Genomic DNA, 22,519 nt, shown 5'->3' with positions numbered 1-22,519 from the left:
GTAGGCGCGCCGGCGCTGGGGCCCGCTGCGCGTTCGGCGACGAGCGTCTCGGGGCCGTTGGGCGGGGTTGTCTGCGGTTTTGCGAGGGGAGCCTAAGTACTATCTCTCAGGTGCCATTTTCTGACCTGCGGCTTTGCGAGGCCTTTTCGAGGAGCTACTCGGACGACCGGGCAAAAAGCACTGACAACCAAAGTCACGCCTCGCGTCGGGCACTTCCGACGGCCGCCTCGGGCCGGTTCACCACCACGATGCCCACGCTCACCAGCGCAAGCGCGGCAACGGCAACCACGGGGCTCACCACGTTCGTCTCGCCGAGAAGGACCGCGGAGAGCAGCACGCCAAAGACCGGGTTCATGAAGCCGAAGACCGCCACGCGCGAGACCGGGTTCGCGGCCAGCGCGAGCGACCACAGTGAGTAGGCGGCCGCTGAGATGAAGCCCAGGTAGCCGAGAAGCGCGAGTGCGGGCAGCGGGTCGGCGGCGTCGGCAGGCGCCACGTGCCCGCCTGCGGCGAAACCCACCGCCATCATGACCACGCCTCCGACCACGAACTGCCAGCCGGACAGCAGCACCGGGTCGTGGCTGGACGAGAAGCGCTTGGCGAGGTTGCTCGACGTGGCGGCGGCCACGGTCGAGGCGAGCACCATGCCCTCGCCGGCAAGCGTGAACGAGAGCCCGCCGGACTCGCCGGTCACGTTGACGAGCACCACGCCGGCAAAGCCGACCGCGCAGCCGAGCAGCTTGCGCGGCGTGAGCCGCTCGAAGCGAAAGACGAGCGCCGCCAGCAGCACGCAGAGAAAGGAGTTGCTCGCCTCGAGGATGGAGCTCGTGACGCCCGCGCAGTTGGCGAGGCCCACGTAGAAGAGCACGTACTGCAGCACCGTCTGGAAGAGCGACAGCACCCCGATGGCCGGCAGGTCGCGCCGTTCGGGTACGAAGGCGCGCCGCCGCGCCACGCTCATGCCGACCACCACCATGAGCCCGGCCAGCGTGAAGCGCACCCCCGCAAACGCCAGGATGGACGGCACGTCCGCAGCGTCGACGGCAAACAGCTCGTAGCCGATCTTCACGCACGGGAACGCCGACCCCCACAGAAAGCACGCCGCCAGGCAGGCGAGAACCACGCCCGGCGTGGTGGCCAGAAACGGCTTCTTTGCAGGTGCGTTTTCCTCTTCAGCAATCACGTCTAGATCCTCCGGCGGCGTGTTGGTGCTTTGCAGATGACGCACAGCAACAGGCCGCCCGCCCTTCTCGCCCAGCGACTTTTGGGCGAAGCCCAATGAGCTGGGGAGAAGGGCGGGCGGCCAGCCGTGCGTGCGAACTTATGCCGTGAAGTACGCCACGCCGCCTTCAATCAGGGGCTGGTACGCGTTGCCCGGCACGTTCTTGTAGAGCCCGGCGCCGGAGCGCTCGGTGTGGCCCATCTTGCCGAGGACGCGACCGTCCGGCGAGGTGATGCCCTCGATGGCGAGCACCGACCCGTTGGGGTTGACGTCGAGCGACATGCCCGGGACGCCGCTCTCATCCACGTACTGCGTGGCCACCTGGCCGGCTGCCACGAGCTTATCGAGGAGCTCGGGCGAGGCCACGAAGCGGCCCTCGCCGTGGGAGATCGCGATGTTGTGGACGTCGCCGACCTCGCACTTGGAGAGCCACGGGGAGAGCGTCGAGGCAACGCGCGTGCGCACGAGACGGCTCTGGTGGCGACCGATGGTGTTGAAGGTGAGGGTGGGGCAGGTGTCGTCCATCGGGCGGATGTCGCCGTAGGGCACGAGGCCCAGCTTCACGAGCGCCTGGAAGCCGTTGCAGATGCCGAGCATGAGGCCGTCGCGGGACTGCAGGAGCTCGCGCACGGCGTCGGTGACCTCGGGCGCGCGGAAGAACGCGGTGATGAACTTGGCGGAGCCGTCGGGCTCGTCGCCGCCGGAGAAGCCGCCGGGGATCATGACGATCTGGCTCTCGCGGATGCGCCGCGTGAGCTCGTGGGTGCTCTCGGCCACGGCCTCGGGCGTGAGGTTGTTGATGACGAAGACGTCCGCCACGGCACCGGCGCGCTCGAAGGCGTGCGCGGTGTCGTACTCGCAGTTGGTGCCCGGGAAGACGGGGATGACCACGCGCGGGCGCGCCACGCGGACGGCGGGAGCCGGACGGGCGGCGCGGGCGAGCTCGGGGTCGAAGGAGATGGGCTCAACGCTCTCGCCGTCGGCGCGGTAGGGGAACACGCTCTCGATGGCGCCCTCCCAGGCCTCCTGGAGCTCGGAGAGGTCGATCTTCTCGCCGGAGACGGTGAGCTCGTAGCTGGCGGTCGTGGTGCCAAAGAGCGAGAGGGTCACGCCCTCGGGCGGCTCGGGCAGCGTGGCGTCGTCGGAGAGCTCCACGAGGAAGCTGCCGTAGGAGGGGCAGAAGAGGGCGTCGGAGCCAAACGCCGGCGCGACCTCGAGGCCCAGCTGGTTGCCCACGCACATCTTGAACGCGGCCTCGGCGGCACCGCCGTAGCCGGGCGTGGAGACGGCCAGGGCGTCGCCGCGGCCAACCAGCCCCTCGACCAGGTCAAACGCGGCGAGAAGGGCGTCTGCCTGAGGCGTGAGGCCGTCCTCGGCGTAGTCCGGGACGACCACGAGCACGCGGTGCCCGGCGCCCTTGAACTCGGGCGACGTCACGCGGTCGACGTGGCCCAGGCCCGTGGCGAACGAGACGAGCGTGGGCGGCACGTCCAGGTCCTCGAAGCTGCCGGACATGGAGTCCTTGCCGCCGATGGAGCCGATGCCCAGGTCGACCTGCGCCATGAGGGCGCCGAGAAGGGCGGCGGTGGGCTTGCCCCAGCGGCTGGGGACGTCGCGCAGGCGCTCGAAGTACTCCTGGAACGTGAGGTAGAGGTCCTCGTGCGCAAAGCCGGCCGCCACCATGCGCGCGACGGACTCGACGACCGAGAGGTAGGCGCCCGTGTAGCAGTTGGCGCTCATGAGGTAGGGGTTGAAGCCCCAGGCCATGCCCGAGCACGTGGTGGTCTCGCCGTCGACGGGGAGCTTGGCGACCATGGCCATCGCAGGCGTGAGCTGCGTGCGGCCGCCGAAGGGCATGAGGACGGTGGCGGCGCCGATCGTGGAGTCGAAGCGCTCGGAGAGGCCCTTGTTGGAGGCCACGTTGAGGTCGGTCACGAGCGCGCGGAACTTCTCACCGACTGTGGAGCCGGGCCAGGTGTGCTCGAACTCCGCGGGGGCCTCGACGCGCACGGACTGCGACTTGGGCGCGCCGTTGGACGCGAGGAACTCGCGGCTCACGTCGACGATCGTGGCTCCGCGCCAGTGCATGCGCAGGCGGGGCTCCTCGGTGACGGTGGCGACGGGCGTGGCCTCGAGGTTCTCATCGTGGGCGTAGCGCAGGAACTCGTCGACGTCCTCGGGGGCCAGGGCCACGGCCATGCGCTCCTGGCTCTCGGAGATGGCGAGCTCGGTGCCGTCTAGGCCCTCGTACTTCTTGGGCACGAGGTCGAGGTTGATGTCCAGGCCGTCTGCCAGCTCGCCGATGGCCACCGAGACGCCGCCGGCGCCGAAGTCGTTGCAGCGCTTGATGAGCCGGCACGCGTCCTCGCGGCGGAAGAGGCGCTGGAGCTTGCGCTCGATGGGGGCGTTGCCCTTCTGGACCTCCGCGCCGTCCTTCTCGAGGGACTCGACGTTGTGGGCCTTGGAGGAGCCCGTGGCGCCGCCGATGCCGTCACGGCCGGTGCGGCCGCCGAGAAGCACGATCACGTCGCCGGGGGCGGGGCACTCGCGGCGCACGTGGCTGGCCGGCGTGGCGCCCACGACGGCCCCGATCTCCATGCGCTTGGCCACGTAGCCGGGGTGGTAGAGCTCGCTGACCTGGCCGGTTGCCAGGCCGATCTGGTTGCCGTAGCTGGAGTAGCCGGCGGCGGCGGTGGTGACGAGCTTGCGCTGCGGGAGCTTGCCGGCCATGGTCTCGGACACGGGGACCGTGGGGTCGGCCGCGCCGGTCACGCGCATGGCCTGGTAGACGTAGCTGCGGCCGGAGAGCGGGTCGCGAATGGCGCCGCCGATGCAGGTGGCCGCGCCGCCGAAGGGCTCGATCTCGGTGGGGTGGTTGTGGGTCTCGTTCTTGAAGAGGAACAGCCAGTCCTGGTCCTCGCCGTTGACGTCCACCTTGACCTTGACGGTGCAGGCGTTGATCTCCTCGGACTCGTCGAGGTTCTTGAGCTGGCCGGTCGACTTGAGGTACTTGGCGCCGATGGTGCCCATGTCCATGAGGCAGATGGGCTTGTTGTCCCGGCCGAGCTCGTGGCGCATCTCCATGTAGCGGTCGAAGGCGGCCGCCACGACCTTGTCGTCAAACTGCAGGTGCTCGAGGGCCGTGCCGAAGGTGGTGTGGCGGCAGTGGTCGGACCAGTAGGTGTCGATCATGCGGATCTCGGTGATCGTGGGGACGCGGCCCTCGCCGGCGAAGTAGCTCTGGCAGAAGGTGATGTCCGCGAGGTCCATGGCCAGGCCGCGCTCGTCGATGAAGGCCTGGAGCTGGGCGGCGTCGAGCGTGAGGAAGCCGTCGAGCACCTCGACGTCCGCCGGCTCGGGGTAGTCCTGGCGCAGCGTGGCGCGCGGCTCGAGGGAGGCCTCGCGCGCCTCGACCGGGTTGATCACGTAGTGCTTGACCGCGGCGACGTCCTCGTCGCTGAGGCTGCCCTCGAGCACGTAGACCTTCGCGGAGCGCACGACGGGGCGCTCTCCCTGGGAGATGAGCTGGATGCACTCGCTCGCGGAGTCGGCGCGCTGGTCAAACTGGCCGGGGAGGAACTCGACGGCAAAGACCGCGGCGCCTGCGGCGACCTCGGGCATCTCGGTGGTGGCCACGTCGGTCTGCGGTTCCGAGAAGACCGTGGGCACGCAGCGCTCGAAGAGCTCGGGCGTGAGCCCCTCCGCGTCGTAGCGGTTGATGATTCTCAGGTTGGTGAGGGCGTCGATGCCAAGGAGCGTCTTGAGCTCGCGCTCGAGGCCCTTGGCCTCTCCGTCAAATCCAGGCTTCTTCTCCACATAGATGCGAGAGACCATGCGCTGTTACCTCCTGAGATACCGAGGAAGCCGACTAGTCCCACCATTCTACGGCAAAATGCTACCGCTCGCGGGGCTGGCGCGTGTCATCGCCCGCCTCCCGTGTCCGTAGGGCGCATGGCAAACGAGGTTCATATGCGCGTTGCCACGGGCGGGGGCGTCTCACGCCCTATACTCGAGGCACGGCGGGGAAGGGAGGCACGCATGGCAGAGGAGCGCATCCCCAAGGCGTCACCCGAGGCAGAGCGGTTCTTTGCCGAGCGTGGCCTTACCGAGCGCGAGCGTCTTGCCGCTCGATCCGTCCTGGCCGGCATGACCGCGGAGGCGGCGGCGCCGCTCATGGGCATCAGCCCCTCGACCGTGGGGAGCCTGCGCCAGAACGCCTATCGCAAGCTGGGCCTCTCCGGCGCCTCCGAGCTCATCGAGAAGTGCGGAGCCCCCGCGGCCTCCCCCTCGGTCGGGCCCGTGGGGCGAGAGACGCTTCGTGCCCGCGGACTCAGCGAGACGCAGGCATCCGTCCTTGCGCTCGTTGCTGCCGGGAACAGCTCCGCGGAGATAGCCCGGGAGCTCGGGATTGCCCCGGGCACGGTCAGCTCGGCCCGCGCGAACGGCTACCGGCTGCTGGGCATTCACTCACGCGGCGAGCTCGTGGGGCTTCTCGCATCAGGCGAGAAGGGCGCTCCGGAGCGCCCGCGCGGTCAGGCGCGCCGCCGTGGGACCCTCGCAATCGTGTCGGTTGCGATTCTCCTCATCCTCCTGGCCGTCGCCGCGTGGTGGCCGGGCAAGCAGGCGGGCCCCGCGGAGGCTGCGCCCGGTGAGCTGACCGCCATCTCCCACACCCTCGGCATCGTGAGCCTTGACGACGTCGTGGCAGGCTATCGGGAGGGCGGCGTCGCTGAGGTTCGAGTCACGCGTGAGGGAGACGTGGACGACGAGCGCTGCCTCATCACAGAGGCGCTCTCCGACGGGGACCCGCGGCTGCCGGACAGCCTCTACGAGGGCGCGACCGTCTACCTCACGGTCACAAGCGACACCGAGGTGCCCAGCGTCTATGACATGTCGCCCATTGACGCAACGCGCGCGCTTGAGGACGCGGGGCTTGTTCCCGACCCGGCCTTTACCAGCTACCAGGGGGTGCCTGACAAGCCCATGGTCAACCAGCCGCGCGTTACGAGCATGTCTCTCGACCCCGGGACGGAGGTCCGTGTTGGGACGACCGTGAGCCTGGCGTACGAAGCCCCGCTCGAGGGGTATGGACGGTGATGCGAGAGGACAGTCCCTCTGTCTCGTCTTCCGGTGGGGCGGCGGCCTAGAAGAATGCTCCAAGCACGGCGAGAAGGACCACAAAAGCCGCGGTAGCCACCACCGCCACGGCCTCGCGCCGGCCCAGTCGCGGCTCGTGGAGGTGGGTGCGCCCGACGCCGCCCTCGTAGCAGCGGGCGTCGAGCGCGCGGGAGAGGCCGTCGGCGTGGCGCAGGCCGCTTGCGAGCAGCGCCACCACCACGGGCACGATCGAGCGCACGCGCCGGACGGGGCCGCCCTCGTCGAAGGCGCCGCCGCGCAGGGACTGCGCGTCCATGATGGCCGAGGCCTCGTCGGCCAGGGTGGGAACGAAGCGCATCATGAGCGAGAAGACCATCGCGATCTCGTGGCCGGGCAGGCCGACGCGCGAGAGCGGGGAGAGCATGCGGTCGAAGGCGTCGGAGAGCTGCGTGGGCGTGGTGGTGAGCAGGATGAGCGAACCCACTACGAGCGCCACGGCAAAGCGGATGGCGTAGAGCACGGCCGCCCACGCCCCGCCCGTGGTGACGGTGACGGGCCCGAGGGTGGCGAGCGGCTCTCCGGTGCGCACGAAGACGAGGTTGAAGAGCGAGAGCACGGCGAGAAACACCACGAGCGGGCGCACCGACGCAAAGACGCGTCCCGCGGGGATGCACGCGAGCGCCGGGAGCGCGACGGCGAGAAGAACGCCGAGCGCGAGCTGGGCGGGGTTGGAGATGCAGAAGACCGCCACCAGGACGACGAGCGCGCACACCAGCTTGACGCGCGCGTCGAGACGGTGGATGGGGGAGCTTGCGGCGAAGTACTGCCCGATGCTAAGCCTGAGCGCCATCCACCCCTCCTCGTATCGCGGCGACGAGTTCGTCGGTGGTGAGGGGGTCGCCGAGGGAGGACCAGCCGCGGCGCTCCAGCTCTCGCGCGACGCGTAGCGAGCGCGGTATGCCAAGACCGCTCTGCGCGAGTCGCCGCTCGTTCTCTCGGGCGAAGACCTCGTGCGGCGTCCCGGTGCAGACGAGCCGCGCCTGGTCGAGCGCGATCACGCGGTCGGCGCGCGCAGCGTCCTCCATCGAGTGCGTGACCTGGACGAGCGTGACGCCGCGCTCGCGCAGGCGGGCGAGCACGCCCCTCAGCATGGCGCGCCCGCGCGGGTCGAGGCCCGCGGTGGGCTCGTCGAGGATGAGGACCTCGGGCTGCATGGCGAGCACGCCCGCGAGCGCGCAGAGGCGCCTCTGGCCGCCGGAGAGCTTGAAGGGGGAGGCGTGGCGCTTCTCGGCGAGGCCGACGATGTCGAGGGCGCGACCCACACGCCGGTCCACCTCCTCGGCAGAGAGTCCGAGGTTGCGCGGGCCGAACGCCACGTCCTTCTCGACGCTCTCGGCAAAGAGCTGGCGCTCGGGGTGCTGCATCACGTATCCCACGGCGTGCCGCGCGGCCCTGCGCCCGCGGCGCGTCGAGGTGTCGTTTCCGCACGCGAGGACGCGCCCCTCGTCGGGGGTCTCCAGGCCGCAGAGCAGGCGCAGCAGCGTGGACTTGCCAGATCCCGTCTGCCCGACGATCGCCGTGGACGTGCCGCGCGCAACCTCAAACGAGACCTCCTCAAGCGCGTGCGACCGACCGTCATACGAGAAGGACGCGTGCTCGACCCGCAAGACGGGGCCAGGCTGCGGCTCGCGCCCATTTTTGATGTCAGATCCGGATGGCATGGAAGGCTCGCGCGAACCGGGGCACGGTCCCAGCTCACGGAGGAGGGTGGACTCGTCGCAGGTCCAGGGCAGGCCCAGGCGCTGCGAGAGGCGCGCGGCGAACGGCACCTCAAGGCCGAGCTCGGCGAGCTCCGGCCCGTGTGAGAAGACCTCCCCCGGCGTGCCCTCGAGCGCGACGCGGCCGTGGTCGAGCACGACGACGCGGTCGGCCTCGAGGGCCTCCTCCATGAAGTGGGTCACGTGGACGAGCGTGGTGCCTGCCGCGGCGAGCCTGCCCATCACGCGCAGAATGGCGGCACGCCCGCGCACGTCGAGCAGCGAGCCCGGCTCGTCGAGCACGAGCACCGCGGGTTCCATGGCGAGCGCCCCGGCGATGGCCACGCGCTGCTTCTGTCCGCCCGAGAGGCGCGTGGGGTCCGCCCGCGCGTAGTCGTCGAGGGCAACGCGATGCAGCTCGCGGGCCACGCGCGCGGCGATCTCCTCGCGCGGCAGGCCGAGGTTCTCCGGGCCGAAGGCCACGTCGTCGGCCACCACGCTCGTGACGATCTGGTCGTCGGGGTTCTGGAACACGAGGCCGAGGCGCCGCCGCGCGCGACGGTATGCCTCGAGGTCGGGGGTGCCGTCGGCGCACGCGCGCTCGCCCACGAGCTCGACCTCCCCGGCGTCAGGGGCGATGAGGCCGCAGATCACCGAGGCGAGCGTGGACTTGCCGGAGCCGTTCGCCCCGAGCACGCACACGCGCTCGCCGCGCGCCACCGTGAGGGAGACGTCGTCGAGCGCGCGCACGCCGCCGTCGTAGACGAGGGTGACGTGCTCGAGCCGCACCGGCGCGCCCGCGGCCGCCGGGTTCTTCTCGCCAGGCTGGCCCATGCGGCGCCTACGCGGAGAGGGCCTGAGAGACGGGCTTCTGCACGAGCGCGGTCACCACGCAGTTGATGACGACCTTGATGAGGTTGAACGGCAGCAGGATGGGCACGATCATCGCGATGACGTCGGCCGTGGAGACGGCGGTGTAGAGCGGCGTGATGACGATGTTGCCGAACACGCAGGCGACGACGGACGCCGCGGCGCCGACGAGCATCCCGAGCGCCAGGCCGCGCGGCCCGCTCACGCGGCGCGCGATGAGGGCGGCGGGCAGCACGAGCGTGAGGCCGGCGAGAATTGCCATGACGTGACCGTAGGGGTTGAACGAGAAGAGCGTCTTGAGCACCCACGGGAGCACGGCGACCACGGCGCCGGTGCTCGGGCCGAAGGCGAGCGCGGCGACGAAGGCGACGATGCCGGACGGGTCGTACATGAGCCACGGCGCGGGCGGGAAGATGGGGATCTCCACGAAGGTGAGGACGAACGCCAGGGCGCAGAACAGCGCGGTGATGGCGATGCGCCGCGTAGACCAGGCCCCGCCCACGGTGGTGGAGTGGGTGTCGTGCGAGCTGTGCGTAGCGTGCGTGGAAGTAGCCATGACGGCCTCCGTTTCTTCCATCCGGACTGTAACCGTTGGTCCCGGAGTCTCACCGGGTCAGCCGCCTTTTTAGCGGGTCGCGGACTTCGGGCCCGGCGCCGCGCGCCTCCCGTCACCGCCAGTGGGGACTTTCACCCCGCCCTGAAACTGACAGCGCGAGTGTAGCACGTATCGGGGCGGTGCGCGCTGGTATACTGTGACGAGCTGACGTCCGAGGAAAGGAAGACATGTCCGAGAGCGAGAGCGCCCGAGAGCCCCTTGCGTGGCGCCTGCGCGCCATCGTGGGCGAGCAGAACGTGCTCGAGTCCGAGCCGATGAGCGAGCACACCACCTTTCGCGTGGGCGGGCCTGCCGACCTCTACGTGATTCCCGAGGACGCGGGCGAGGTGCGCGACGTGCTGCGCGCCTGCGACGAGGACGGCGTCGAGCGCTTTGTCCTGGGCCGCGGCTCCGACCTGCTCGTCTCCGACGAGGGCTACCGCGGGGTGATCGTTGCGGTGGCCGACGGCCTGGTGGGCGTCACGGTGGACGGCGCCGAGATGACGTGCGAGGCGGGCGTCGACCTGCGCGAGGCCTCCGAGATGGCCTGCGAGCTGGGCCTCTCCGGACTGGAGTTTGCCTGCGGGATCCCGGGCTCGGTGGGCGGCGCGTGCTTCATGAACGCGGGTGCCTACGGCGGGTGCGTCGCGGACGTGCTCAAGAGCGTGCGCGTGGTGAGCCCGGACGGCTCGATCGACACGCTTGGCGTCGATGAGCTCGAGCTGGGCTACCGTCGCAGTCGTGTGGCGTCCGAGGGCCTTGTCGTGCTCTCGGCCACGTTTGCCCTCGAGAAGGGCGACCCCGAGAAGATCCGCGCCACGATGGACGACCTCATGCGCAGGCGCGAGGAGAAGCAGCCGCTCGAGCTCCCGAGCGCTGGGTCCACGTTCAAGCGGCCCGAGGGCCACTTCGCGGGCAAGCTCATCATGGACGCCGGCCTCATGGGCTACCAGGTCGGGGGCGCCGCCGTCTCGAGGAAGCACGCCGGGTTTGTGGTGAACCTCGGCGGGGCCACGTCGGCCGACGTCCACGCGGTGATCGAGCACGTGCAGGACGAGGTCGAGCGCCAGTTCGGCGTGCGCCTTGAGCCCGAGGTGCGCTTCCTGGGCTAGGCCGCAAAACCCGCGCGGCGAGAAGAACCGCGCAGCCGCAAAACCCGCGCGGCGAGAAAAACCGCGCGGCCGGAGGAGCACCTGGCCGCGCGGTTCTTCTCGCTAGTTCTTGAGGCTGTTGAGCGGGGCGGGGAAGCGGCCGCCGCGGTGCGCGAACACGCTGCCGGCGAAGCGGTTGACGGGCATGACCGGAGCGGAACCGAACAGGCCGCCAAACTCGAGCATGTCTCCCTCCTTGCGGCCGATGGCCGGGATGAGGCGCACGGCCGTGGTCTTGGTGTTGATGACGCCGATGGCCATCTCGTCGGCGATGATGCCGGCGATGGTCTCCACCGAGGTGTCCCCGGGCACGGCGATCATGTCCAGGCCCACGGAGCAGACGCAGGTCATGGCCTCGAGCTTCTCCAGGGAGAGCGCGCCGTCCACGGCCGCGCGGATCATGCCGGCGTCCTCGGACACGGGGATGAACGCGCCGGACAGGCCGCCCACGGAGGAGCTGGCCATGACGCCGCCCTTCTTGACGGCGTCGTTCAAGAGCGCGAGCGCGCAGGTAGTGCCGGGGCCGCCGCACTCGCCCACGCCGATGATCTCCAGGATCTTGGCCACGGAGTCGCCGGCCGCCGGCGTCGGCGCGAGCGACAGGTCCACGATGCCCTTCTCGACGCCCAGACGGCGGCTCGCCTCGCGGCTCATGAGCTCGCCGGCGCGCGTGATCTTGAAGGCGGTCTGCTTGATCTTCTCGGCCACGTCCATGAGGCTCGCGGACTCGGGCAGCTCGGAGAGCGCCGCGGCCATGACGCCCGGGCCGGAGACGCCCACGTTGATGACCGCGTCGGCCTCGCCGGAGCCGTGGACGGCGCCCGCCATGAACGGCGAGTCCTCAACCATGTTGGCAAAGACCACGAACTTGGCCGCGCCGTAGCAGTCGATGTCTGCCGTGCGGCGCGCGCACTCGAGGATGGTCTCGGCGGAGAGCAGCACGGCGTCCATGTTGATGCCCGCGCGCGTGGACGCGATGTTGAGCGAGGAGCAGACGCGCTCGGTGGTGGCGAGCGCCTCGGGCACGCTTGCGATGAGGCGGCGGTCGGCGCCCCCCATGCCCTTCTGCACGAGGGCGGAGAAGCCGCCCATGAAGTCGATGCCCAGGGTCTCGGCCGCGCGGTCCATAGCGTGCGCGAGCGGGGAGAGGTCCTCGTCGGCGCAGCCCGCGGCGATCTGCGCGATCGGCGTCACCGAGACGCGCTTGTTGGCGATGGGGATGCCGTACTCGGCCTGCAGGTCGTTCGCGGTCTCCACAAGGTGCTCGGCCGTGCGCGTGATGCGGTCGTACACCTTGTCGCACATGCGCGACATGTCCTCGTCGGCGCAGCCGGCGAGCGAGATGCCCATCGTGATGGTGCGGAGGTCGAGGTTCTGCTCGGAGACCATGGAGAGGGTCTCGGCAACTTCCTGCGGGGTGATGTCCAAGGCGGGGCCTTTCTCGCGCGGGCGTTCGTGGGCACCCATTATAGAGTGCTGGCGAGAAGAACGCGCTGCCGGCCGCGCCAGCTGCGCCGGCCCCTACGCCGGAAGCGGGATGAGCGCGTTCACGTGATAGACGTCGTCGGTCACGTTGGCGGAGATCGTTCCCCCGTAGCGCTCCACGATGAGCCGCATCGAGCGCGTGCCAAAGCCGTGGTTTGCCTGATCCTCCTTGCGGGTGACGGGCAGGCCGTCGTCGCCAAAGTGCACCTGGCCGTCGAAGAAGTTCTCCACGTGCACGGAGACCATGTCGCCCGCGCGCCGCACGATCACCGAGACGCTGCGCCGCTCGGGGTCGTCGAGCCGCTCCACGGCCTCGATGGCGTTGTCGAGCGCGTTGCCAAAGAGCGAGTAGAGGTCGACCGCGTCCATGAAGCCGAGCGCCGCGCCGTCGGCGATGCACGAGAGCGTGATGCCGTCGCGCTGGCAGACCAGGCCCTTCTCGGTGAGGATGGTGTCCAGGGCGTCGTTGCCGGACTTGACCGCCGAGTCGTAGACCTCGACCTCGCGCTCCATGTCTGCGAGCACGCGCTCGTCGATCGCCTGGCCGCCCCCTCCGAGCGCGCGGATCTGGTGCTTGATGTCGTGGCACTTGAGGTTGATGGCCTCGATGTTGGCGCGCGAGAGCTCGTACTGGCGGGCCTCGGCGGCGCGCAGGCGCTCGCTCGTGGCCACCTCGAGCCGCAGCCGCCGGGTGTAGATGATCTCGAAGAGCGAGTACATGAGGTAGACGCAGACGAGGATGTAGATCCAGCAGAGCGCCTCGGTGTAGCGGCGCGGGAGTGCGAAGTCGGGGACGGAGACGTCCTTGATCACGAGGTCGAGCACCATGTTCACTATGATCACGAGGGCCGCGGAGACGACCATCACCGGGTCGGAGATCTGCAGCAGCCCGTTCTTCTCGATGCGCCTAATGAGCAGCAGGTAGGCGGCCGCAAACACCACGGCGGAGATCAGCCAGTACTTCAGTGACGTCTCGAGCAGCGGCGGGGGATAGCTGGAGCTGGGAAAGAAGGTGCCCATGGCTCGCTCCGCGGCGGACGAGAGGTTCTCCAGCAGGTAGGCCATGGAGCAGCAGAAGGTCGACGTCCAGACCGAGCACGAGAAGAGCGCGCGCTGCAGCACGATGTCCACGGCGAGAACCGCCACGAACTGCAGGACCGCTGCGACGAAGCTGAAGTCGTCGGTCAGGGTGGGGAAGACCGAGAAGCCCATGATCGGCATGGCCGCCGCGAGGCACCCGACCGTGACGAGCGCCACGACGAAGCGCGCCGAGAAGGACGGGCGACGTGGCAGCGTGTGCGAGAAGAGCCACGTTGCCAGCGCGAGCTTGACGATCGTGAAGGCGGAGAGCAGCGCGGCGTCGAAGGCCATCAGATGCTCCCGCCGAAGAAGCTCGTGATGGTGGCGAGCGCCTCGCGCTTGCGGGAGCGGCTGAAGTAGAGGGTCTCCCCTCCGCTCATGACGAGCGCGGAGCCCCGCACGGAGCGGACGTGGTTCATGTTGACGAGGCAGCTCGCCGATATGCGCACGAACGGGCCTCCCTCGACCTCCTGCTCAAAGGCCACGAGGCTGCCGTAGACCACGAAGGGCTCCTCCGCGCCCACGAGGTGGTAAGAGAGGTCGTGGCGGCTCACCTCGACGTACTCGATGTCGGCGAGCGGTATCACGCGCATGCCGTCGCGCGTTGAGACGCTGACGGAGCGTCCGGAGTTGCGGCGGATGTGGCGCATGGCCTTGTCCATGCGCATGCGGAAGTTGAAGTAGGTGACGGGCTTGACGATGAAGTCGAGCGCGTCGACCTCGTAGCCGCGCACGGCGTACTGGGCGAGGTTGGTCACAAAGACGATGGGGGTCACCTCGTCGTAGGTGCGCAGGAGGTGCGCGGCCTCCATGCCGTTGATGCCGGGCATCTGGATGTCCATGAACACGAGGTCGAAGCTCTCCTTGGTGAGCTCGAAGTCCATGGCGTTGGTGAAGCGCGCGAGCGCGAAGTCGAGCCCGCGCTCCTGCGCATAGCGGTCGAGAAACGCCGCGAGCGCGTCAGCGGCGTCGAGTTCGTCCTCGACGAGTGCGATTCTGTACATGTTCCTTCCCCTTCTCCCCTGCCAAATACTAGCAGGTGAGAGGTGGCGTCGGTCATCCGGCGACCGGCGGGTGGCGCAAAACGTGCGGCGAAACCGACGGGTTGTGCGAAGGGGGGCTTGGCCGGCAGCGGGCGACTTTCAATCTTCCTTAAGTTTGGTACTGCGGAGCCCCGGCGGGCGCGACGCTCCCGACCGGGCAGAGGTAGGGAGGAAGAGATGAGAACCATCACGCGAAGGAGCTTCTTGGCGGCGTCCGCGGTGTCGGCGGGCCTCATGGGCCTCGCCGGCTGCGACGGGGCCCAGGCCCCGGCGGCGGGCGACGGGGCTGCGGCGCCGTCGGCCGACAGCTACCCCATCGACCCGGACGGCGAGGGCGTCGAGGCCAAGTGGGCCTCCGAGGAGGTCCGCGACGGCTGGACCAGGGTGACCCAGGAGGGCGGCGCCACGCTCGGCGTCATGGACGCCGCCCGCATCATCCAGGTCGACGGCTACGCCTTCCGCGACATGAACGGCGACGGCAAGCTCGAGCTCTGGGAGGACTGGCGCCAGAGCGCGGACGACCGCGCGGCGGCGCTGGCGGCGGCGCTTCCCGCCGAGGAGTGCATCAAGCTCATGTGGCACGGCGGGGACACCTCGATGGGCGGTGGCCCGGGTGGCCCGGGCGCGGAGGCGAGCGAGGAGACCGAGAAGTACGACCTCGTCAAGGCGGGCTCGCGCGCGGGCGTCTCTCGCCTCTCCTCCGACCTCGAGTCCTGCGCGTCCGACATCTCCTGGATCAACGACGTGCAGGAGATCTGCGAGCAGAGCGAGTGGGGCATCCCGTACCTCAACTCCACCGACCAGTACCAGCTCTTTGGTCTGCCGGACAACCTTGCCATCGCCGCCTCGATGGACAAGGACGTCTGGCGCAAGGCGGGCATGTGGCTCGGACGCGCCTGGCGTGCGACCGGCGTGCGCTGCCTGCTCGGCCCGCAGGTCGACGTCTACTCCCAGCCGCTCGGCTGTCGCTTCTCCGGCTCGGTGGGCGAGGACCCGGCCCTGAACCGCGACTTCACGGCCGCCTTCTCCGGAGGTCTGCAGTCCACCTGGGGTGACGACGACGCCACCGACGACCAGGGCTGGGGCAAGGACTCCGTTGCCGCCATGCTCAAGCACTACGTGGGAGAGGGCTCGGTCGAGGGCGGCCGCAACGACCACGCTGACCCCGGGCGCTACAACGTCTTCCCCGGCGACAACTTCAACGCCCACCTCGTCCCGTTCCTGGACGGCGGTCTGCACCTCGACTCGACGACCGGGCAGATGGACGCGGTGATGCCCTGCTACGGCGTTGCCTACGACGAGGACGAGAAGTACGGCGAGCTCGTGGGGGCCGGCTACAACAAGCGCAACCTCGACATCCTGCGTAACGCCGGCTGGGACGGCATGTTCTGCACCGACTGGGGCATCATCAACCAGCAGACCTACGGCGTTGGGTCGCTCACCGAGGCGCAGCGCTACGAGAAGATGGTCAACGCCGGCATCGACCAGTACGGCGGCGCCTACATGTACGACACCGGCATGGAGGCCTACGAGGCCCTCGTCGCGGAGCTCGGCGAGGAGGGCGCGCTCGAGCGCGTCCGCGAGTCGGCGCGCCGCATCGCCAAGGTGATGATTCACGTGAGCCTCTTCGAGCAGCCGTACTCGGACGTCGCGTCCGCCCGCGAGGTTCTTGAGAGCGAGGCCGCGGCCGCGTTTGGCCTCGAGGCCGCGGAGAAGTCCGTCGTCATGCTCAAGAACGCGGGCGGCGTCATCAAGGAGGGTGGCCTCGGCGCGGGCGCCAAGGTCTACATGCCAGTCAAGAAAACCGAGCCCAACATGTTCGTGGTCATGATGGGCGGCGACGCCACGCCCACGTTTGACACGGCCGTGGAGGCGGACCTGCTCGGTGACTACGACGTGGTGAGCGACGGCGTCGAGGGCGAGGACATCGTCTCTCTGAGCGCAGAGGAGCTTGCTGACGTCCAGTACGCGATCGTCAAGGTCAAGAACCCCACCGACCCCAACGACGGCGTCACGGGAGGTGTCTCCCTCATGGGCGGTGACACGGGAGAGCCCCTCGTCTACCACCCCATCACGCTGCAGTACCGGCCCTACACCGCCGACTCCGATGCCGTGCGCAAGGAGTCCATCGCGCACGTCAACGAGGCGGGAGAGTACGAGAACCGCAGCTACTTCGGGCAGTCCGCCTCGGCGAGCAACGAGAGCGACCTCGACCTCGTGCTCGAGCTGCGCGAGAAGCTCCCGGAGGGTGCCAAGATCATCCTGCTCGTTGAGGCCACCCGCCCGATGGTCTTCTCGGAAATCGAGCCGTACGTCGACGTCATCCTCTTTGCCTGGAACATGCAGGGCGGCCTGCAGAACGCTGCCTGGGCCAACATCATCAAGGGCGAGGTCGAGCCCACCGGTCTGCTTAACGCCCAGCACCCGGCCAACATGGAGACCGTCGAGGCCTCCTACGAGGACGTCCCACGCGACCTGGAGTGCTACGTCGACTCCGAGGGCAACACCTACGAGTTCTGCTTCGGCCTCAACTGGTCCGGCGTGATCGACGACGAGCGTACGGCCACCTACAAGGCGGCGCCGCTCACCGAGCCCGAGACGGAGGTCACGCCCGGCGAGTAGCTTCCTCGTCTCGGGCTTCCTCCCTTTTGCCCGCAGGTGGCTCCGGCTGCCTGCGGGCGCTTTCTTTGAGCGCTCGGGTTGCCATCCAGACGACGCCACCTGCAATCCGTGTGGCGGCCTCGACCGATCGTGCGGGGCTTCTCGGCTCGTGAGCTGGGGGCGGTTTAATCCAACCTGAAGCACGGCCCTGCAAGGGAACGAAAAAAGGGAGAAGGAAATGAGCAACATCACGCGCAGGAACTTCCTGGCCGCCTCCGCGGTCACGGCAGGCCTCATGGGCCTCGCCGGCTGCGACGCGACCGCGCCGGCGGCGAGCGACGAGACGGCGGCGCCGTCGGCCGACAGCTACCCCATCGACCCTGACGGCGAGGGCGTCGAGGCCAAGTGGGCCTCCGAGCAGGTGCGCGACGGCTGGACCAGGGTGACCCAGGAGGGCGGCGCCACGCTCGGCGTCATGGACACCGCAAAGATCATCCAGGTCGACGGCTACGCGTTCAAGGACCTCAACGGCAACGGCAAGCTCGACCTCTACGAGGACTGGCGCCAGAGCGATGAGGACCGCGCCAAGAGCCTCGCTGACACGATGAGCGCCGAGGAGATCCTCCCGCTCATGTTCCACGACGGCATGATGAGCACGAGCGCCCCGCTTGACGAGGACTCCGAGGCCAAGCTCGGCGAGGGCCTTCGTGCGGGCGTCTCCCGCGCAAACGCCAACGCGGACACCTACGCGAGCGCCATCGCCTGGATCAACGCGGTCCAGGAGTGGTGCGAGGCAAACGACAAGTACGGCATCCCGTACATGAACTCCACCGATCCCTACCAGCTCTACGACATCCCGGACAACCACTGCCTGGTCTCCTCCTTCGACCCGGAGCTGTGGAAGAAGTCGGGGCACTACACCGGTCGCGCGTGGCGCGTCACGGGCGCCCGCGTGAACCTCGGCCCGCAGATCGACATCGGCTCCAACATCGTCTACACGCGCTTGGGCGGCTCGATCAGCGAGGATCCCGCGGCCAACCGCGACCTCTGCAAGGCGTTCGGCGGCGGCATGCAGTCCACCTGGGGTGACGACGACTGCACCGACGACAAGGGCTGGGGCGAGGACTCCGTCGCCATCATGCTCAAGCACTACGTGGGCGCCGGCGCCGTCGAGGGCGGCCGCAACGACCACAACGACGCGGGCAAGTACGACGTCTTCCCCGGCGACAACTTCAACGCCCACCTCATCCCGTTCCTCGACGGTGGCATGCACCTCGAGTCCTCGACGGGTCAGATGGCGGCGGTCATGCCCAACTACGGCATCGCCTACACCGAGGACGAGTCCCTCGGCCCGATCTGGGGTGGCGCCTACAACAGGCGCAACCTCATGATCCTGCGCAACGCCGGCTGGGACGGCATGATCACCACCGACTGGCAGATTCTGCGCGAGACCGACTTCGGCGACCGCGCCCACGGCGTGAAGGACATGACCGAGCCCGAGCGCTTCGAGAAGCTCCTCGAGGCCACCGTCGACCAGGTCGGCGGCGACTGGGCGGTCGACGTGGCCACCGAGGGGTACAAGCTCTACGAGCAGGAGTATGGCGAGGACGAGGCGCTCGCCCGCGTGCGCGACTCCGCGCGCCGCATCTTCACGGTGATGAACCGCGTTGAGCTCTTCGACAACCCCTACTCCGACCGCGAGCGCGCCAAGGAGATCCTGAACGACCAGGCCGCCCTCGACTTTGGCCAGGAGGCGTCCGACCGCTCCATCGTCATGCTCAAGAACAAGGGCAACGTCATCTCCGAGGCGGGCATCTCCGGCAAGCCGAAGTGCTATATCCCGCAGAAGTCCTCCGGCGGCGGGTTCTTCTCGTCCACTCCTGCCACCGTCAGCTCCGCCATCAGCCAGGACCTCGCCGACGAGCTCTTTGACGTGGTGACCGACACCGTTGACGAGTCCGGCGAGAGCCCGGTCATCACCGACCTCCCCGTGGCGGACATGGCGGGCTGCGAGTACGTCTTCTACGTCATCTCCTCGCCCGACACCGGGGCGGGCGAGCCGCAGGGCGGCGGCTTTGGCCCCGACGCGGCGCCCGTCGACCCCGACGCCCCCAAGTACCTGCCCATCTCGCTGCAGTACCGTCCCTACACCGCCGACACCGCGCGCGACCCCTCGCTTGCCGGCGACATCCTCGAGGACGGCACCAAGGAGAACCGCTCCTACCGTGGCCAGTCCGTGACCGCGAGCAACGAGGCCGACCTCGACCGCCTGATCGAGATCCGCGAGGCCCTGCCCGACGCCAAGATCATCCTGGCGGTCGAGGCCACCAACAACGCCCAGTGCTTCCACGAGATCGAGCCCTACGCCGACGTCATCCTCTGGTCCTGGGCGAGCTCGGGCCGCAACTTCGAGCAGGCGTACGGCCGCATCCTCAAGGGCGAGGTCGAGCCCACCGGCCTGCTGCCCTGCCAGATGCCCAAGGACATGGAGACCGTCGAGGCATCCTACGAGGACGTGCCGCGTGACGTCGAGTGCTACACCGACTCCGAGGGCAACACCTACGACTTCTGCTTCGGCCTCGACTGGGCCGGCGTGATCGACGACGAGCGCACCGCGACCTACAAGGCGGCTCCGCTCACCGAGCCCGAGACGGAGGTCATCCCGGGTTAGTTGCGGAGGTGGCGCGCGCCGGTTCTTCTCGCCGGCGCGCGCCCTTCTCGCCTCTGTCAAAACCTCGCACCCATTGATTCTTTTTTAAAGCAAATAACGCATCAACAGGGATTCTCTTGCCGAAAGTTTGAAAAACAATCTATGGGTGCGAGGTTTTTTGGGAAAGGCTCGCTGTCGAGGGGTGCAACTTGCGCTCTCAAATCGACGGTTTACGGGAAGGACCGTCCCTGTTTGAGCTGGGCACCTACAATGTGGTTGCACCGGAACCTTTGAAAGGAGACACGTCCCATGAAGAAGAACATCCTGGTTGTCGGCGCCCTCGCCGTGACGCTCGCGCTGCCGCTCGCGGCCTGCGGCGGCACCCCGGCCGCCACGGGCGACAACGGCGGCTCCGACGCCCCCGCCGCCTCCGAGTCCGGAGACTTCGACGCCGTGGACGCCTACTGGGGCCAGTGGAGGGGCTCGGTGGAGATCACCGGCACCACCGTCTACGGCACCGCGGGCGGCACCGAGGCCATGCTCGACCTCAACCTCGCCGAGGACGGCACCTGCACGGTGGAGCCCGTCGAGGCCCACGCCGACCTGCCGACCGACTCCGGCACCTGGGAGGGCACCGAGTCCGAGATCACGCTGCACCTCGAGACCGCCGGCGACGTCACCCTCACCGTTGTCGACTCCGTCACCTGCGAGGGCGACGCCCACGCCTTCGGCATCGCCGACTTCGACACCATCCAGTTCGACTTCTACGGCTAATCCAGACGTCACATACGGTCGTCCTCTGCGGGCGCGGCGCCATCCCCGAGGCGCCGCGCCTTCTTTTTGCCCCTTCGTACAACCGAGGGGCTAGTTCCCCGCCACGGGAATCACGGCGTCAAGCCGGAAGATGCCTTGCTCGCAGGAGACCGTGAGCGAGCCGTCGTACTTCTCGGCTATGAGACGCATGGATCGCACACCAAAGCCGTGGTTGGCTGCGTCCGGCTTGGTGGTCTGGGGTGTGCCGTCAAGAAAGCGCGGCTGGTTGGCGCAGTAGTTTTCCTCGTGGATGGTAACCATGCTGCCGCGGCGCTTGACGACGAGCGAGACGGTGCGCCGCTCGAGCCCCTCGAAGGCGCTCACCGCCTCGATGGCGTTGTCGAGCGCGTTGCCGAAGAAGGCGTAGAGGTCGCTCGGCGCGACGAAGGAGAGCGACGAGCCGTCGACGATGCATGAGAGCGTGATTCCTCTCCGCTCGCAGATGAGGCCCTTCTCGGTGAGAATGGTGTCTAGGGCCTCGTTGCCCGTTCTGAGGGAGGAGTCGTAGATAGCCACCTCATGCGCCAGGTCGGCGAGCGCCGTTGGGTCGGCGACGCGCCCGCCGGACGAGAGCGTGCGAATCTGGTGCTTGATGTCGTGGCACTTGACGTTGATAGCCTCGATGTTGCCCCGGGCGAGCTCGTACTGGCGCCCGCGCTCGGCAAGGAGCCGCTCGGTCGTGGCCTTCTCAACGCGGAGCTGCTGGACGTAGAGGATCTCATACTCCGACACGAGCACAAAGACGCAGGCGAGGACGTGCGCAACGCGCAGCAGCACGGATGTCCCCAGGGTCAGCCCCTCGTTGCAGGCGCTCTTGACCACCAGGTCAAAGCCGATCACGGCAAAGGCGACCACCACGTAGACGCCAATCATGGTGCGAGAGCGCATCCGCTCAAGCGCGGAGCGGTCAATCTTTCGAATGAATCCAAGGTAGCAGAGGGAGTAGGAGAGAACCATGGTTGCCAGCGAGAAGAGCTGGCCACCCGCGAAGTCAAGGTCCTGCGCCCGCCCCAGAAGAACCATTCTCGCAAGCTGCTCGGCGCTGCTCGCAAGGTTTTGCATGGTGTAGGCCGTCGTGGCGCAGAACAGGGCCGCCCAGGTGTTGGCGTCAAAGAGCAGGCGTACCGCCAGGACGAGAAGGGCGAGCACGCCGCAGAAGACGAAGAACTGCTCGAGGTAGCGCGAGGTGCTATCCAGCGTGTCGATCAGGCCCGTGGCGCTCGGGATGAGGGCGACGCAGGCGGTTGTCGCAAGTACGGCGCAGAGACGTCGTCCGAACGCGTTGCGTGGGGTAAGGCGGCTCCCCAGGAGCAGGACGGCCACGGTAAGCTGGACGGCGATCGAGACGGGCCAGATGGGCCAGCCAATCGTATTCATCTGCTGCCGCCAAGGTAGCGCGTTATCTCCTCGGTTGCCACGCGCTTGTACGATCGGCTGATGCGCAGCGCGTCCCCGGAGAGGGTCCTTAGATCATAGCCCCGCACCCAGTCGATACGTTCCATGTTCACGAGCACGCTCTTGGAGATGCGCAGGAGCGGTCCTCCGGCGTTCTCCTTCTCAAAGGTGCTCAGGTTGCCGCGAACGCAGAGGGGCTCGTCGCCCGATACGTGGAAGATGAGGCTGTGGTTGCGGACCTCGACGTAGTCAAGCAGCGAGAGGGGGATCACTCGGACTCCGTCTGTGGTTGGGACGGGAATGGTGCGGCCAACGTTGGCGCTGAGCTTGCGCAGGGCCTTCTCCATGCGCAGGGAGAAGTCATAGTAGCCCACCGGCTTGACCATGAAGTCGAGTGCGTCGACCTCATAGCCCTTCACGGCAAACTGGGCGAGGTTGGTGACAAAGATGATGGGTGTCACCTCGTCGTAGACGCGCATGAGCTGCGCAGCCTCCATGCCACTTATGCCCGGGAGGTCGATGTCCAAGAACACGAGGTCAAACTTGCCGCTCTGCGAGACGAAGTCAAATGCCGTCTTGAGCCACGTGATGGAGAAGTCCACCCCGCGCGCTGCCCCAAACCGCTCGAGGTGAGACCTCAGGGTCGAGGCCTCGTCGGCCTCGTCCTCTACGATCAAAACGCGATACATGATTCCTCCCCGACAATCCTTCCCGTGCCTAGCGTAGCCGATTGACGGGCCGTTTCCGGCCCTCTCCCGCG

15 protein-coding genes and 1 riboswitch are annotated in these 22,519 nt (G+C 68.4%); of the genes, 5 read left to right on the top strand and 10 right to left on the bottom strand.

Annotation, left to right across the window (positions count from 1 at the left end; translation table 11 throughout):
- Positions 1 to 193: 193 nt before the first annotated feature.
- Together B5F23_RS03710 and B5F23_RS03705 are read right to left on the bottom strand one after the other, a co-directional pair.
- Positions 194 to 1,183 carry a DMT family transporter gene (locus B5F23_RS03710; RefSeq protein WP_241145786.1) on the bottom strand — a complete coding sequence of 330 codons (990 nt, stop codon included), beginning with the start codon at positions 1,181 to 1,183 and terminating at the stop codon, positions 194 to 196.
- A gap of 138 nt (positions 1,184 to 1,321) precedes the next feature.
- Positions 1,322 to 5,056 (bottom strand): phosphoribosylformylglycinamidine synthase, encoded by a 3,735-nt coding sequence (locus B5F23_RS03705; protein WP_087351931.1) that lies wholly within the window; start codon positions 5,054 to 5,056, stop codon positions 1,322 to 1,324.
- Positions 5,057 to 5,260: 204 nt separating this feature from the next.
- Between B5F23_RS03705 and B5F23_RS03700 the strand changes: the two genes are divergently transcribed.
- Positions 5,261 to 6,319, top strand: coding sequence for a LuxR C-terminal-related transcriptional regulator (locus B5F23_RS03700; protein WP_158096112.1), 1,059 nt, complete (start codon positions 5,261 to 5,263; stop codon positions 6,317 to 6,319).
- 46 nt (positions 6,320 to 6,365) lie between these two features.
- Here the strand turns inward: B5F23_RS03700 and B5F23_RS03695 are convergent, their stop codons facing one another.
- From B5F23_RS03695 to B5F23_RS03685, 3 genes are read right to left on the bottom strand one after another with little or no spacing between them, the layout of a single operon-like run.
- Positions 6,366 to 7,169, bottom strand: a complete 804-nt coding sequence (locus tag B5F23_RS03695) for an energy-coupling factor transporter transmembrane component T family protein (RefSeq protein ID WP_087351927.1) — start codon at positions 7,167 to 7,169, stop codon at positions 6,366 to 6,368.
- Complete coding sequence (locus tag B5F23_RS03690; RefSeq protein ID WP_087351925.1) at positions 7,153 to 8,910, bottom strand: ABC transporter ATP-binding protein; 1,758 nt, start codon at positions 8,908 to 8,910, stop codon at positions 7,153 to 7,155. The genes B5F23_RS03695 and B5F23_RS03690 overlap by 17 nt, the downstream gene beginning before the upstream one ends.
- 7 nt (positions 8,911 to 8,917) lie before the next feature.
- The gene (locus B5F23_RS03685; protein WP_087351923.1) at positions 8,918 to 9,502 is read right to left on the bottom strand and encodes an ECF transporter S component; all 585 of its coding nucleotides are present in this window, start codon (positions 9,500 to 9,502) and stop codon (positions 8,918 to 8,920) included.
- Between the two features lie 5 nt (positions 9,503 to 9,507).
- Positions 9,508 to 9,655: riboswitch (FMN riboswitch) on the bottom strand.
- A 74-nt stretch (positions 9,656 to 9,729) separates the two neighbouring features.
- Here B5F23_RS03685 and murB point away from each other — a divergent pair.
- Complete coding sequence (gene murB, locus B5F23_RS03680; protein ID WP_087351920.1) at positions 9,730 to 10,653, top strand: UDP-N-acetylmuramate dehydrogenase; 924 nt, start codon at positions 9,730 to 9,732, stop codon at positions 10,651 to 10,653.
- Positions 10,654 to 10,755: 102 nt separating this feature from the next.
- Here the strand turns inward: murB and B5F23_RS03675 are convergent, their stop codons facing one another.
- From B5F23_RS03675 to B5F23_RS03665, 3 genes are all read right to left on the bottom strand, one after another.
- The gene (locus tag B5F23_RS03675; RefSeq protein WP_087351917.1) at positions 10,756 to 12,120 is read right to left on the bottom strand and encodes a PFL family protein; all 1,365 of its coding nucleotides are present in this window, start codon (positions 12,118 to 12,120) and stop codon (positions 10,756 to 10,758) included.
- A 93-nt stretch (positions 12,121 to 12,213) separates the two neighbouring features.
- Positions 12,214 to 13,548 carry a GHKL domain-containing protein gene (locus B5F23_RS03670; protein ID WP_087351915.1) on the bottom strand — a complete coding sequence of 445 codons (1,335 nt, stop codon included), beginning with the start codon at positions 13,546 to 13,548 and terminating at the stop codon, positions 12,214 to 12,216.
- Positions 13,548 to 14,261, bottom strand: a complete 714-nt coding sequence (locus tag B5F23_RS03665) for a LytR/AlgR family response regulator transcription factor (RefSeq protein ID WP_087351913.1) — start codon at positions 14,259 to 14,261, stop codon at positions 13,548 to 13,550. The genes B5F23_RS03670 and B5F23_RS03665 overlap by 1 nt, the downstream gene beginning before the upstream one ends.
- 216 nt (positions 14,262 to 14,477) lie before the next feature.
- Between B5F23_RS03665 and B5F23_RS03660 the strand changes: the two genes are divergently transcribed.
- From B5F23_RS03660 to B5F23_RS03650, 3 genes are all read left to right on the top strand, one after another.
- On the top strand, positions 14,478 to 16,922 hold the full coding sequence (locus B5F23_RS03660; protein WP_087351912.1) for a glycoside hydrolase family 3 N-terminal domain-containing protein: 2,445 nt from the start codon (positions 14,478 to 14,480) through the stop codon (positions 16,920 to 16,922).
- Between the two features lie 217 nt (positions 16,923 to 17,139).
- Positions 17,140 to 19,572 carry a glycoside hydrolase family 3 N-terminal domain-containing protein gene (locus B5F23_RS03655; protein ID WP_087351909.1) on the top strand — a complete coding sequence of 811 codons (2,433 nt, stop codon included), beginning with the start codon at positions 17,140 to 17,142 and terminating at the stop codon, positions 19,570 to 19,572.
- A 288-nt stretch (positions 19,573 to 19,860) separates the two neighbouring features.
- The gene (locus tag B5F23_RS03650) at positions 19,861 to 20,325 is read left to right on the top strand and encodes a hypothetical protein (RefSeq protein ID WP_087351908.1); all 465 of its coding nucleotides are present in this window, start codon (positions 19,861 to 19,863) and stop codon (positions 20,323 to 20,325) included.
- Positions 20,326 to 20,415: 90 nt separating this feature from the next.
- Here the strand turns inward: B5F23_RS03650 and B5F23_RS03645 are convergent, their stop codons facing one another.
- Positions 20,416 to 21,741 (bottom strand): ATP-binding protein, encoded by a 1,326-nt coding sequence (locus B5F23_RS03645; protein ID WP_087351906.1) that lies wholly within the window; start codon positions 21,739 to 21,741, stop codon positions 20,416 to 20,418.
- The gene (locus B5F23_RS03640) at positions 21,738 to 22,448 is read right to left on the bottom strand and encodes a LytR/AlgR family response regulator transcription factor (protein ID WP_158096111.1); all 711 of its coding nucleotides are present in this window, start codon (positions 22,446 to 22,448) and stop codon (positions 21,738 to 21,740) included. The genes B5F23_RS03645 and B5F23_RS03640 overlap by 4 nt, the downstream gene beginning before the upstream one ends.
- Positions 22,449 to 22,519 lie beyond the last annotated feature (71 nt).

It is taken from the genome of Olsenella sp. An188 (assembly GCF_002160255.1).
In the GTDB taxonomy this organism is placed as follows: Bacteria; Actinomycetota; Coriobacteriia; order Coriobacteriales; family Atopobiaceae; genus Thermophilibacter; species Thermophilibacter avistercoris.
Note: the sequence above shows the minus strand (reverse complement) of the source record. Positions and strands in the feature narration are given on the sequence as shown.

Excerpts from the sequence above, each read along its gene's own strand:
- B5F23_RS03705 (WP_087351931.1), bottom strand. The coding sequence starts at position 5,056 with ATGGTCTCTCGCATCTATGTGGAGAAGAAGCCTGGATTTGACGGAGAG.
- B5F23_RS03700 (WP_158096112.1), top strand. The coding sequence starts at position 5,261 with ATGGCAGAGGAGCGCATCCCCAAGGCGTCACCCGAGGCAGAGCGGTTC.
- B5F23_RS03695 (WP_087351927.1), bottom strand. The coding sequence starts at position 7,169 with ATGGCGCTCAGGCTTAGCATCGGGCAGTACTTCGCCGCAAGCTCCCCC.
- B5F23_RS03690 (WP_087351925.1), bottom strand. The coding sequence starts at position 8,910 with ATGGGCCAGCCTGGCGAGAAGAACCCGGCGGCCGCGGGCGCGCCGGTG.
- B5F23_RS03685 (WP_087351923.1), bottom strand. The coding sequence starts at position 9,502 with ATGGCTACTTCCACGCACGCTACGCACAGCTCGCACGACACCCACTCC.
- murB (WP_087351920.1), top strand. The coding sequence starts at position 9,730 with ATGTCCGAGAGCGAGAGCGCCCGAGAGCCCCTTGCGTGGCGCCTGCGC.
- B5F23_RS03670 (WP_087351915.1), bottom strand. The coding sequence starts at position 13,548 with ATGGCCTTCGACGCCGCGCTGCTCTCCGCCTTCACGATCGTCAAGCTC.
- B5F23_RS03665 (WP_087351913.1), bottom strand. The coding sequence starts at position 14,261 with ATGTACAGAATCGCACTCGTCGAGGACGAACTCGACGCCGCTGACGCG.
- B5F23_RS03660 (WP_087351912.1), top strand. The coding sequence starts at position 14,478 with ATGAGAACCATCACGCGAAGGAGCTTCTTGGCGGCGTCCGCGGTGTCG.
- B5F23_RS03655 (WP_087351909.1), top strand. The coding sequence starts at position 17,140 with ATGAGCAACATCACGCGCAGGAACTTCCTGGCCGCCTCCGCGGTCACG.
- B5F23_RS03650 (WP_087351908.1), top strand. The coding sequence starts at position 19,861 with ATGAAGAAGAACATCCTGGTTGTCGGCGCCCTCGCCGTGACGCTCGCG.
- B5F23_RS03645 (WP_087351906.1), bottom strand. The coding sequence starts at position 21,741 with ATGAATACGATTGGCTGGCCCATCTGGCCCGTCTCGATCGCCGTCCAG.
- B5F23_RS03640 (WP_158096111.1), bottom strand. The coding sequence starts at position 22,448 with ATGTATCGCGTTTTGATCGTAGAGGACGAGGCCGACGAGGCCTCGACC.